Consider the following 12,053-nt stretch of genomic DNA (forward strand, 5'->3'; position numbering starts at 1 on the left):
CTAATACTTGGCATCCGCAAACCCAACCCAGCCGTCTGCCTCGATAAGTGCCCTGTCGAACTCAGCGATCTGATAGGATATCGTTTTATTACCCTTGCCCGAGCTGACCGTTAACGTGTTATGCTGGAAATCAAAAGTGATCTCGGCGCTGCTGTCATTGTGTTTAAAGAGCGCATCTATCGTCTCTTCGGACAGTTCAATAGCCAGCATGCCGCAGTTGAACATATTCTGCCTGAATATTCTGGCAAAGCTTGAGGCAATCACAACATTAATGTCGTTGACCTCAAATACCCAGGGAGCATGCTCACGCGATGAACCGCATCCGAAATTCCCCCGCGTCACAATAACCCCGGCCTCAAGGGTCTGGCGGGACTGAGGATCAAATCCCTCAAGCTTCAGGTCCTCCAGCATATGAGGTTTTAATGCCTCCTTCGATATCTCGGTAAGGTACTTTGCCGGTATGATCTCGTCGGTATTAATGTCAGACCTGTCTAAGAAGAGGACCTTGCCTCCGAATCGTTTCATTTCAATCGCTCCTTCGAAAATTTCCTTGGATCAGCGACCCTGCCTTCAAGCGCCGTCACTGCTGCCACTGCCGGGCTCATGAGATGCACCATACCGCCCTTGCCCATTCTGCCGTTAAAATTACGGTTCGTTGTCGATGCACAGACCTCGCCCGGTGCAAGCACACCGCTGCTCATGCCCAGGCATGCGCCACAGGTGGGATTCGTGACGCAGAACCCTGCGTCCATGAATATCCTGATATAACCCAGTTTATCAGCATCCCTGAAGACCTTGGGTGTGGCCGGAGATACAATTCCCCTGATTGTCGGGGCGATAGTCTTTCCCTTAAGATACTGAGCTGCAATGCGCAGGTCCTCAAGCCTGCCGTTTGTGCAGGAACCGATATAAACCTGATCTACCTGCGTGCCCGCAACTTCCGAGACATTTTTCACTTCATCCGGCTTAAACCCGACCGTCACCTGCGGCTCCAGTCCGCTCACATCAAGATCGATGACCTTTTCATATCTGCAGCCCTTGTCAGACCACCATTTTTTGAAATCAGCAACTGCAGCTTTTTTGTCAGCGTATTCAGTCGAAATAAAGGGCCAGAGGTAATCAACGGTCACCTTGTCCGGCATGCAGATGCCTGACGTGCCTCCTGCCTCGATCGCCATATTGCAGAGCGTCATCCTGCTCTCCATGGACATCTTCTTTACCACACTGCCCTGGAACTCTATCACACAGTCCGTCGCACCTTTAACCGTAAGTTCCTTAATGATCCTCAAAATGACGTCCTTTGCATAGACCGCCTCGGGCAGGGTACCGTTCACATTGACCCTGATTGTCTTCGGCTCACGGAACGCGCAAACGCCTTTCAGGATGCCGACCTCCAGGTCCGTAGTTCCGACACCTGCTGCAAATGCCCCGAAGGCACCGTGCGTGCAGGTATGTGAATCTCCCATAATGACCGTATACCCAGGACGGATAAAGCCCTTTTCAGGGAATATCGCATGGCATACGCCATTGCTGCCGATATCGAAAAAATCCCTGATCTTCTGCCTTCGGGTCCAGTCTCTCAGGATCTTGCCCTGCAGCGCAGTCTTGGTGTCTTTGGCCGGTGTGACATGATCAATAACGACCTTTATCTTGTCAGGATTAAAGACCCTGTCCATTCCCCGCGCCACGAGATCGTTGATCGCAATCGGCGTCGTGATCTCGTGACACATCACCACGTCGATATCGAGGACCTTTGTTCCCGGAAATGGTTCATCCCTCAAATGGGATCTGAATATCTTTTCTGCCAATGTCTGTGCCATCGTAGTTCCTTTCAAAAACTGCGCAAATAGTTCCGACTGATGCTTTCTAAAATATCATATTGTGCGCACTTTTATAAAGAAGCCTCACCGTCATGCCTGAGTCCAAAAGGCATGTAAAATATGCTAAACTTTTTCCTATGAACACTCCTGATGCCGGGTCTCAGCCGCCAAGCGTCACACGAATATTTCTTGTTTTCCTCAAGATCGGCACCTTTGCCTTTGGCGGTGTGTACTCCATGCTCTCCTTTTTTGAAAGAGAACTTGTTGCAAAGCGCCAATGGCTGACACACGACGATTATATTGAGAGCATCGCGATCGGCCAGATGACACCGGGAGCACCTATCGTCAATACCGGTATCTGCATCGGATACCGGCTACAAAAAATGAGGGGGGCACTGGCATCTACCGCGGGGCAGATCTTTACCGGCACGGTCGTAGCAATCCTTCTTGCGGTCTTTTATATGAAGATAAAGGAACATCCCCTGCTCAGGCCGGTCATGAAAGGTATTGGAGCTGCAGTCGTTGGTCTGCTCCTTTCGATCATTTTCACCATGTCCGGGAAGACCATCAAAGATTATAAAACGCTGCTCATTGCAGTTGCAGCATTCTTCCTGCTGGCGCTGTTCAAACTCAGTCCCATCATGATCATCCTGACGGCAGGTGCGGCCGGATATCTCATCTTCAGGAACAAACCTGCATGAGCCTGCTCACCTTCTGCTGGATTCTTTTTTATATCAGCTCCCTGACTATTGGCGGAGGATATGCCATGCTCCCTCTTCTGCAGCGTGAATTCGTGGACAAGCACCACTGGCTCACCAACCAGGAGTTTCTCGACGCAATTGCGATAGGGCAGCTATCTCCCGGCCCTCTTACCGTTATGAACGCATTTATCGGATTCAAGCTTCATGGTGTCGCAGGCTCCCTTTTGGCAGTCATATGTTCCTATCTGCCGAGTCTGGTAATCGTTACGCTTGCCGTCAAATACTATTACGCGTACAAAAACTCTGCGTTCATCGCTTCAAGCTTTACCGGTGTAAAAAGTGCTGTTATCGGACTGCTTGCCGCAGTTGCTCTTTCCCTGGGAGCTACCTCTCTGGTTGATCCCGAAACCTTTGCAATAGCGCTCTGCAGCTTTGCGCTTATTACGTTTACTAAGATCGACCCGTCTTTTATTATCCTCGGCGCCGGCCTTATCGGCGCATTCATATTTTGATCAGGAGAAAATACCATGCTCATAGGGATCATTTCAGACACCCACGATAATATGCCGGTAATCCACAGGGCCGTAGAGATCTTGAACAAACGGAACGTGGCACACGTAATCCATGCAGGGGATTTCTGTTCTCCATTCACCTTCATGGCATTAAAGCACCTGCAATGCGATTTTACCGGCATTTACGGCAACAACGACGGCGAACGCGTGCTGCTTCAGAAGCTGTCAAACGGCAGAATCTTCACGCAGCCCTACATTTTTGAACTGGCGGGGAAAAAGATCGTGATCATGCATGAACAGCATGTGGTGGATGCGCTTGCGGTCAGTGCTCAGTTCGACCTTATCGCCTACGGCCATACGCATACCTCTGATATTCGGAAACAGGGGAACACCCTCATCGCAAACCCGGGAGAATTGAGCGGATGGCTCTACGGCAAATCCACGATGGCGATAGCAGATCTTTCTTCGCTTTCAGCAGAACTGATCGAACTTTAACAGCCCAAACTTCTCAGATTTCGAAGACCTCTCCTGACTTTGGTACATGCGTCGGGCAGGCAAATCTTGCCCCAATGGCATCGCGGAACGCCAGTGATGACTGCTCTTCACCGTGCACGATAAATATCTCTGGTCTGTTCCTGAACTGAGCTATCCAGTCCAGAAGTTCGCGCTGGTCTGCATGTGCCGAGAACCCGCCAAGCGTATGGATACCTGCACGGACAACGATATTTTCTCCAAGCACCTCGACGACCTTTGCGCCGTCTACGATCTGCCGGCCAAGAGTCCCTTCGGCCTGATATCCGACAAACACGATGCTGCTCTCTCTCCGCCAGAGGTTATGTTTCAGGTGATGCCTCACCCTTCCTCCTTCGCACATACCAGAGCTCGAAATGATAATCGCCTCTTTTTTGATCTTATTCAGGGCCATGGACTCCTCCGGCTTTTTTGTAAAATGGAGCCTCAGGGCGTCTCTGCTTTCAAGCGTAAAAAGTTGTTTTGCCTCTTCGTCAAAATATTCGGGATGTGCGGCATAGACTTTCGTAATGCGTTCACCCAAAGGACTGTCGATATACACGTTAATCCTGAAAAGCCTGTCCTGCTTGACCAGTCTGTTCAGAATGAAGAGCAGATCCTGCGTCCTGCCGAGGGCAAAGGACGGGATGATCACATTGCCACCCTTCCTGAACGTGGTCCTGATCACATTCACCAGTTCATCGACCGAAGCATCCATGTCCTTATGGTTGCGGTTGCCGTAGGTGGATTCTATCGTAAGATAGTCCGTCTCTTCGACAAAGACCGGATCATTTACAATAGGATTGTCCTTCCTGCCGATATCCCCCGAAAAAGAGATCTTTTTTTCCCTGCCGTCTTCCTCATACCAAAGCTCAAGGGTTGAGGAGCCCAGGATATGGCCGGCGTTTACAAAACGATAGCGAACTCCTTCACGGAGCTGCTCTATCCTGTTATACTGTTTTCGCTGTATGAGTGGCAGCACCATATCCACATCCCGGGACAGATAAAGCGGCTCCTTAAGCGCATGCCCTGTTCTCATCGCCTTTCGATTGTGCCACTCGGTATCGTATTCCTGTATATGAGCAGAGTCTCTCAGAATCAGCTCGGCAATATCTGCCGTTGCCGATGTGGCAAGGATCTTTCCCCTGAAGCCCTCCTTTACCAGCCTTGGCACAAGGCCAATATGGTCAAGATGGGAATGGGTCAGGAAGAGGCAGTCAATCTCAGAAGGGTCAAACGGGAATGGACGGCGGTTCACCGCCTCAGCGTCATGGCCCTGGTACATGCCGCACTCAATCAGTATCTTGTAATTCTTTCCCTGCAGCAGGTAGCATGAGCCTGTCACCGTCCGAACGCCGCCTAAAAAAACAAGTTTCATTCTATCACCCCGTCAGTTCATCTTTCAAACGCAGTGTTCCCGTCGCTTTAGAGCGCAGGCACCCTTTCTCCGCAATATTTTATCAGAACGTGGCCTGCAATGACTTCTCTTGCAATCAAAACCCTGCTTCTTTATAATGAGAGAGCAAAATGGGGGACGAAACAAAATATTGTTTATGCTGCGGGGACCAGGTGCCTTTCAATACCTTCAAAAGAAATGAAAGGCTTGAAGTAACGTGCGCCTATTGCGGCTTCACACTCGATATTCAAAACCTCTGGGAGGCAAAAAAACAGGAGGCAGCGCAGAAACAGCCAGCACCTGCTGAAAGCTACGCGCTGGTAACCGATGATTCTCATTCCACCCGCAAAATCATCGAAGACCTGCTTCGTGCCCGAAAGTTCTCTACCCAGGTCATGGCATTCCAGAACGGTCTTGAACTTATATCCGCATATTCGAAGCTCATCAGCGAAAAGAAGATAATTGATATCGCGATCATTGACCTCAACATGCCGATCATGGATGGTCTCACCGCAGCCCGTCTTATGCGGTCCCTTGAATCGCAAAACGATATAAAGAAAACGCCGATTATGTTCTTTTCGGCTGAAAAGGCTGACGAAAATCTGAGAAGGCAGATGCAAAATCTGGATCCTGCCAATTACGTAAACAAAGGCTCTGAGCCAGATCCTGACAAACTGATATCAAGAGTAGAATCCCTCATCAGCTATCTTATGGAAAAGTATAAACAGAAGAAGTAGCTGCTCTCCCGTTTCTTGACGTTCATCCGCACAAATCATTATAATCCTTAAATATTTTCGAAAGAGGTCATTATGGACGATACAAATGAACTGATAGAGCAGCGCATCAAAAAAGTTGGAGAACTCAAAGAGCTCGGCATAAAACCCTATGGCGGCTCCTATGAAGCAAATGACCATGCTGCTGAGCTGAGGGCACTGTACGGCGCTACGCCAAAGGAAAATCTGGAAACGGAAAAGATCTCCTGTTCCCTGGCAGGCAGGATAGTAGCCATGAGGGATTTCGGCAAGGCTGCATTTGGACATATCCAGGATGCAACCGGCAGACTTCAGATCTATTTCAAGAAAGATCTGCTGGGCGAACAGTATAAACTTCTCCGGAAACTTGATATCGGTGACATTATCGGCATCAGGGGGTCCCTCTTCAGAACAAGAACGGACGAACTTACCGTTGAGGTTGAGTCATACACCCTGCTCACAAAATCGATCAGACCTCTTCCGGAAAAATGGCATGGTCTCAAGGATATCGAAATACGGTACAGGCAGCGCTACATTGACCTTATCGTAAATCCCGAAGTAAGGGAGAACTTTGCAAAACGGGGCAAGATTATCAAAGGCGTGAGGGATTTTCTGGAATCAAAGGGTTTTATTGAAGTTGAGACTCCCATGATGCACCAGATACCGGGCGGCGCAACAGCGCGCCCCTTTAAAACACATCACAATGCGCTGGACATTGATCTTTATCTCAGAATCGCTCCGGAACTGTATCTGAAGAGACTGCTGGTCGGCGGATATGAACGCGTCTACGAACTGAACAAGAACTTCAGAAACGAAGGAATCTCAACACGGCACAACCCAGAGTTCTCAATGCTCGAATTCTACATTGCCTATAAGGATTACCATTTTCTCATGTCACTGACCGAGGAGCTCTTTGCTGAAGTTGCGATGAAGGCCGTCGGCTCACTCCAGATTCCTTATGGTGACCAGATGATAGACCTCACCCCACCCTGGCCGCGTATACCAATGCTTGAAGCACTTGAAAAGGCGGGAGTTCCAACCGAAGTTTTCAATGATCAGGAGAAGGCGAAACAGTGGGGAAGAGCTCATAAGATAGATATTCCAAACGGCTCTTCCATGGGCAAGATTCTCGATGAAATTTTCAAGGAGATGGTCGAGCCGGGACTGCTTCAGCCGACCTTTATTATTGATCACCCGGTTGAGCTTTCGCCTCTGGCTAAAAGGAAGACCGATAATCCGGGGCTGGTGGAACGTTTCGAGCTCCTCATCTGCGGCCGGGAGATTGCCAATGCCTTTTCTGAACTGAACGACCCCTTTGACCAGCGCGACCGCTTCGAAACACAGGTTGCTGCCAAACAGGCAGGCGATGATGAGGCGCATGAGATGGATGAGGACTTCATCAGGGCTCTCGAATACGGCATGCCGCCTGCTGCAGGTGAAGGCATAGGCATTGACAGACTCGTCATGCTCCTTACGAACTCGGCGTCGATCCGTGACGTAATCCTTTTCCCCCAGCTCAAGCCCGAACAATAAGTCCTGAGGATGAAACTCCCCTATCAGATATTTATCGCCTTCAGATATCTCAAATCAAAGAAAAAGCACAAAGGGGTATCGGTAAATACGGCCATCTCTATCGGGGGCGTTGCCGTTGGTGTTATGGCGCTCCTCGTGGTACTTTCCGTCATGTCGGGCTTTCACCAGGATCTTCAGAAAAAGATATTGGGGGCAAATGCCCATATCATTATCCGGGACTACAAGGGCGCGATGACTGACACGCTCCAGATAACGGAAAAACTCGCCTCCAACAAGGAGGTCCTTTCCCATGCTCCCTTTGTGATCGGCCAGGTCATGGTCTCGTTTAACAACAGGGCTCACGGAGTCTTCATCCGCGGCATTGAACCGGAGGTGGAAGCAAAGACAACCGAGATCCTTTCACATATCAGGGAAGGTGATTTCAGAAGACTCGCTGAAGATGAGAAGATTCCCGGTATCCTTATAGGCAGTGAACTTGCGTCTAACCTCGGCGTTCTCCTTAATGACATGATCAATGTGGTCTCTCCTGTTGGCGAGATCGGACCGATGGGTATGCTGCCGAAGGTGAAACAGTTCCGGGTCGTGGGCATATTCGAAATCGGCATGTTCGAATATGACGCAAACCTGGTGCTGACAGCCATGAAGCCGGCACAGGATTTTTTTGGATTTAAAGACAGCATTTCCGGAATCGAACTGAGACTCAAAGATATTTATCGGGCGCCTGAGGTGAAGAAGCAACTCCAGGAGACTCTCGGTATGCGCTATCTCGTACTCGACTGGATGCAGATGAACAAGAACCTGTTCTCTGCACTGAAACTTGAGAAATTTGCGATGTTTGTAATCCTCGTATTGATCATTCTTGTTGCATCATTCAACATCATCAGCAACCTGATCATGAACGTCATGGAAAAAAGCCGGGAAATCGCGATATTAAAGGCTATCGGGGCAACCAATACGAGTATCATGACTATCTTTATGCTCCAGGGGCTTTTCATCGGGCTTATCGGAACCTCCAGCGGCATGACCGGAGGATATCTGCTCGGTCTTGTCCTAAACAAATACCAGCTCATCAGGCTGCCTGCTGACGTCTATTATCTAAGCCATTTGCCGGTAAATATGAGTCTTTTTGACTTTGTTACCGTCTCGCTCTCTGCGATCATTATCAGCTTCGCCGCCACACTTTATCCTGCATGGCAGGCTGCAAAGCTGAATCCTGTGGAACCGTTGCGCTATGAGTGAACTCATAGCAGCCGTTGATATCCAGAAGTCTTTCAGGACTGAGGCAGGGGAACTGCAGGTGCTGAAAGATATCAACCTTTCGATCAATGAAGGTGAAATGGTCAGCATTACCGGAGCGTCGGGAGCAGGTAAAAGCACGCTCATGCATATTCTCGGAGGCCTGGACAGACCGACCGCCGGCAAGATCCTCTTCAGAGGCACCGACGTCTTTTCGATGGAAGAGTCGGCCCTCGCTCTGTTCAGAAACAGGAGTATCGGTTTTGTCTTTCAGTTCCACCACCTGCTTCCGGAATTCAATGCACTTGAAAACACTATGCTGCCGGGCCTGATCGGCAAAAAACCCTATGCAGATGTGCAGAAAAAGGCGCAGGACCTGCTGGGCGATCTCGGCCTGTCCAGGAGACTGCACCACCGTCCCGGTGAGCTTTCTGGCGGTGAACAGCAGCGTGTTGCTGTGGCACGCGCACTCATGCAGGACTCAGGTCTTGTACTCGCTGACGAACCTACCGGCAATCTCGACACCTCAACAGGCGAAAGTCTTTTTGAGCTTTTCCTCGATCTCAACAAAAAAAAGAATATTACTTTTATTATCGTCACTCACAATATGAACCTCTCTGATCGCTGCCACAGGATCCTCCGCATGGCAGACGGCATGCTCGTCTGAACTGATTGACTCAATTACTCCTTTCTGTTTAACTAAATATGCAACAATAATTTTTATCAAGGTTCAGGCATAAACATAGCCCGGGAGCAGGATGATGACGAAATTCAGATTACTTATTTTTACACTTATACTCTGCGGTGCCTTCACCGTTCCGTCCTATGCCGCAGAAGTAAAGGCGGTTACGGTAAAGAAAGACGATAAATGCCCTGTCTGCGGCATGTTTGTCGCAAAGTACACGCACTGGCTCGCAGAGGTCGTCTTTAAAGATGGGACCTATGCGGTATTTGACGGCCCCAAAGACATGTTCAAGTATTATCTGAACCTGCAGAAATATGCATCCTCAAAGAGATCAGATGACATCACGGGGATCTATGTTACCGAGTATTATTCAACAAAGCTTCAGGATGCCAGAAAACTGTTTTATGTTATCGGCAGTGACGTGTACGGCCCTATGGGAGATGAGCTGGTTCCTCTTTCTACAGAGGCGGACGCCCGGGAGTTTATGAGAGATCATAAAGGCACCAGAATAGTGAAGTTTCAGGAAGTAACGATCGAGCTTCTGCACTGATACCATGAGGCCTCATACAATCTTTGCTTTCTTCCTGTTTCTCCTCATGCTGACCGGCTGCGGCAGGCAACCCGCCCTGTATAAGGATGCCCCGGCAAGAGACGGCAGTATTGTCATACCGCTTAGTGATGTCAGTGATGGAAAGGCGCATTTTTACACGTACCGGAAGACCGGCAAGCATATAAACTTCTTTGTCAGAGCTGATGGAAAAGGGACTGTTTCTTCATACTATGATGCCTGCTTCACCTGCTACAAGAAGAAAAAAGGATACCGTCAGGAGGGCATTGACCTGATCTGCAACGAATGCAGCATGAAGTTCGGACTTGCAGAAGAGAAATGGGATGAAAAAGACGGGTGCAATCCCATCCACCTCAAGAGCACTATTGTGGCCAACAACCTCGTGATTGATACTGCCGTGATCGAAAAAGGAGCAAAACTGTTCTGATCTTCATACCCCGGCAAGGATGCCGCGGGTCATCCGCAGCTGCCGTGATGCCATGCCTGCAAGCTCCAGATTGTGCGTTATAAAAATAAAGGTCATCATCTTTTCCCTGTTCAGCTTCTTGAATAGTTCAACAATATCAGCCTCTGTCTCTTCATCCAGATCGCCTGTGGGTTCATCAGCAAGGATGACGGGAGGATCGTACATCAGTGCCCGGGCAATAGCAACACGGCGCTGCTGACCTCCTGAGAGCTGTGACGGATAGGCATCTGCCTTCTCCCCAATACCAACAAGATCAAGGTATTCCTCTGCCCTTTTAACCGCATGCACATCCTTCCGTTGACTGAAGAGGCCCGGCAGAAGAACATTTTCCGTTGAGGTAAGCATGGGGAGAAGACTGGCGAATTGAAACATGAACCCGATATTCATATTTCTGTATGCAGAGAGATCGTCATCATTAAGGCTGCAGATGTCCTTGCCCTCAAAGAGCACCTTTCCTGATGTAGGCTTCATGATACCGCCGATTATCGATATAAGCGTAGTCTTTCCTGACCCCGAATGACCGACAATCGACACAAACTCACCCTTCTCAATGTGCAGCGATACCTTGCTGACTGCAGTGATCTCCTGATTGCCCACCGGATAGATCTTCGTCAGCTCTGAAACTTCAATCTGGGCCACAAGCTAATCCTTTTTTATCGCCATGAGAGGTTCCATCTTTTTTATCTTCCAGATGGGCGCAAGCGCTCCGGCAATACATATTGAATTTCCGATGAGAAAACCTATACACGCAATAAGTATGCGATTCAGGACCGTAAGATGCATCGGAAGGCTCTTCATAATCGAAAAACTCTTTGCAAGAACTATTGAAAGCGTCGTCCCGCCGAAAATACCGATGAGACTGCCGATGCTGCCGACGATAATAACCTCGGCAAGAAATACCGTAACGATATGCGACTCCCGTGCGCCAACCGCCCGCATGATCCCCACCTCACGGGCACGCTCATTCGCAATGGCAGAAAATATGGCCCAGGTCAGAAATCCCGACAATAAGGCAATAAGTATCATGGTGAAGATGAATATCTGATTAATGTCCCGGAGTGTGGTAATAATGCTCTTGCCGATATCTTTCCGCGCCATAGTGTCAAGCTCCACAAAGGCATCCTCGATCTCACCGGCAACCTTATAGGGATCAAGTCCTTTTCTTACCTTTATGAAAACAATAGAGACCTGACCCGGCTTCAGATCTGTCTGCCCCTTTACCATGATATCCTCAAGGTTCTCGTCATTGATGAACAGCGCATTGTCAAGACCGGTGCCTGTCTTGTCAAGGACACCGACCATCTTAAAGATATTACCGAAAAGGACCTTGTCAACATCAACAAGCCCTACTCTGATATTGAACGCAGACTCGTTGCCAACGAGGGCCTCGCCCTTCTGCAGCTTCCTGTTGAATTTTTCGCTCAGCCAGGGCTTTACAACGAAATCAGTCTCCTGATTAAAGGCAACCACAACGGTTTCAGGCACATCGCAGCATTTACCCTGCATGGTAGTAAGATATGTCTGATAGGTCATCTGATCAATGCCTTTTATCGTCTTCAGCTTATCGATCTCGGCCTTGTCCATGTAAAAGGACTTTGCCTTGTTCTCAAGCAGCACATCCTCGGCTGCTCCCCGGGAGCCCGCAGGAACGACCAGAATATCAGCGCCAAGCCGCTCCGAAGCCAGCTTGATGCTCGAAGACACCCTGCTGACAAAAGAAAGGGCGAAGACCAGAGCAGAGACAAGGATTGCAATAGCCGCAATTAGAATTACCGTACGTACCGGTTTTCTCTTGAGATTGCGCAGGGCAAAAGTAGAAATAGTAAATTCGGTCTGCATAAGGTAAGTATTATAGCGGATTTAAAGATATTCTA

14 protein-coding genes are annotated in these 12,053 nt (G+C 49.1%); 9 read left to right on the plus strand and 5 right to left on the minus strand.

What is annotated here, in order from left to right:
• Window positions 1–525 (minus strand): 3-isopropylmalate dehydratase small subunit, encoded by a 525-nt coding sequence (locus tag HZB31_13650; protein MBI5848964.1) that lies wholly within the window; start codon window positions 523–525, stop codon window positions 1–3.
• Window positions 522–1,820: a 3-isopropylmalate dehydratase large subunit gene (locus HZB31_13655; protein MBI5848965.1), complete on the minus strand. Its 1,299-nt coding sequence runs from the start codon at window positions 1,818–1,820 to the stop codon at window positions 522–524. Before HZB31_13655 ends, HZB31_13650 begins: the two co-directional genes overlap by 4 nt.
• Window positions 1,821–1,912: 92 nt before the next feature.
• Here HZB31_13655 and HZB31_13660 point away from each other — a divergent pair, with 92 nt between their 5' ends.
• Genes HZB31_13660 through HZB31_13670 form a run of 3 tightly spaced genes read left to right on the plus strand, consistent with a single transcriptional unit; the run spans window position 1,913 to window position 3,528 of the window.
• Entirely contained in the window at window positions 1,913–2,521 is a 609-nt protein-coding gene (locus tag HZB31_13660; protein MBI5848966.1) for a chromate transporter, read from the plus strand.
• Window positions 2,518–3,033, plus strand: a complete 516-nt coding sequence (locus HZB31_13665) for a chromate transporter (protein MBI5848967.1) — start codon at window positions 2,518–2,520, stop codon at window positions 3,031–3,033. The genes HZB31_13660 and HZB31_13665 overlap by 4 nt, the downstream gene beginning before the upstream one ends.
• 15 nt (window positions 3,034–3,048) lie before the next feature.
• A complete protein-coding gene (locus tag HZB31_13670; GenBank protein MBI5848968.1) occupies window positions 3,049–3,528 on the plus strand; it encodes a metallophosphoesterase in 480 nt (159 codons plus the stop codon).
• Window positions 3,529–3,541: 13 nt separating this feature from the next.
• On the opposite strand, the gene HZB31_13675 is transcribed toward HZB31_13670, so the two are convergent.
• Window positions 3,542–4,921: an MBL fold metallo-hydrolase gene (locus HZB31_13675; GenBank protein MBI5848969.1), complete on the minus strand. Its 1,380-nt coding sequence runs from the start codon at window positions 4,919–4,921 to the stop codon at window positions 3,542–3,544.
• A 149-nt stretch (window positions 4,922–5,070) separates the two neighbouring features.
• Here HZB31_13675 and HZB31_13680 point away from each other — a divergent pair, with 149 nt between their 5' ends.
• The 6 genes from HZB31_13680 (at window position 5,071) to HZB31_13705 (ending at window position 10,140) form a co-directional block, all read left to right on the plus strand.
• Complete coding sequence (locus tag HZB31_13680) at window positions 5,071–5,676, plus strand: response regulator (protein MBI5848970.1); 606 nt, start codon at window positions 5,071–5,073, stop codon at window positions 5,674–5,676.
• A 72-nt stretch (window positions 5,677–5,748) separates the two neighbouring features.
• On the plus strand, window positions 5,749–7,224 hold the full coding sequence (gene lysS, locus HZB31_13685; GenBank protein ID MBI5848971.1) for a lysine--tRNA ligase: 1,476 nt from the start codon (window positions 5,749–5,751) through the stop codon (window positions 7,222–7,224).
• 9 nt (window positions 7,225–7,233) lie between these two features.
• Window positions 7,234–8,463 carry a lipoprotein-releasing ABC transporter permease subunit gene (locus tag HZB31_13690; protein ID MBI5848972.1) on the plus strand — a complete coding sequence of 410 codons (1,230 nt, stop codon included), beginning with the start codon at window positions 7,234–7,236 and terminating at the stop codon, window positions 8,461–8,463.
• On the plus strand, window positions 8,456–9,127 hold the full coding sequence (locus HZB31_13695; GenBank protein MBI5848973.1) for an ABC transporter ATP-binding protein: 672 nt from the start codon (window positions 8,456–8,458) through the stop codon (window positions 9,125–9,127). Before HZB31_13690 ends, HZB31_13695 begins: the two co-directional genes overlap by 8 nt.
• A 94-nt stretch (window positions 9,128–9,221) precedes the next feature.
• Window positions 9,222–9,695 (plus strand): nitrous oxide reductase accessory protein NosL, encoded by a 474-nt coding sequence (locus HZB31_13700; protein MBI5848974.1) that lies wholly within the window; start codon window positions 9,222–9,224, stop codon window positions 9,693–9,695.
• Window positions 9,696–9,699: 4 nt separating this feature from the next.
• Window positions 9,700–10,140: a DUF2318 domain-containing protein gene (locus HZB31_13705; protein ID MBI5848975.1), complete on the plus strand. Its 441-nt coding sequence runs from the start codon at window positions 9,700–9,702 to the stop codon at window positions 10,138–10,140.
• A 3-nt stretch (window positions 10,141–10,143) separates the two neighbouring features.
• On the opposite strand, the gene HZB31_13710 is transcribed toward HZB31_13705, so the two are convergent.
• Window positions 10,144–10,818 carry an ABC transporter ATP-binding protein gene (locus HZB31_13710; protein MBI5848976.1) on the minus strand — a complete coding sequence of 225 codons (675 nt, stop codon included), beginning with the start codon at window positions 10,816–10,818 and terminating at the stop codon, window positions 10,144–10,146.
• 3 nt (window positions 10,819–10,821) lie between these two features.
• A complete protein-coding gene (locus HZB31_13715; protein ID MBI5848977.1) occupies window positions 10,822–12,018 on the minus strand; it encodes an ABC transporter permease in 1,197 nt (398 codons plus the stop codon).
• Window positions 12,019–12,053: the final 35 nt, after the last annotated feature.

The sequence above is a fragment of the Nitrospirota bacterium genome (assembly GCA_016235245.1).
Taxonomy (GTDB): Bacteria; Nitrospirota; Thermodesulfovibrionia; order Thermodesulfovibrionales; family UBA6898; genus UBA6898.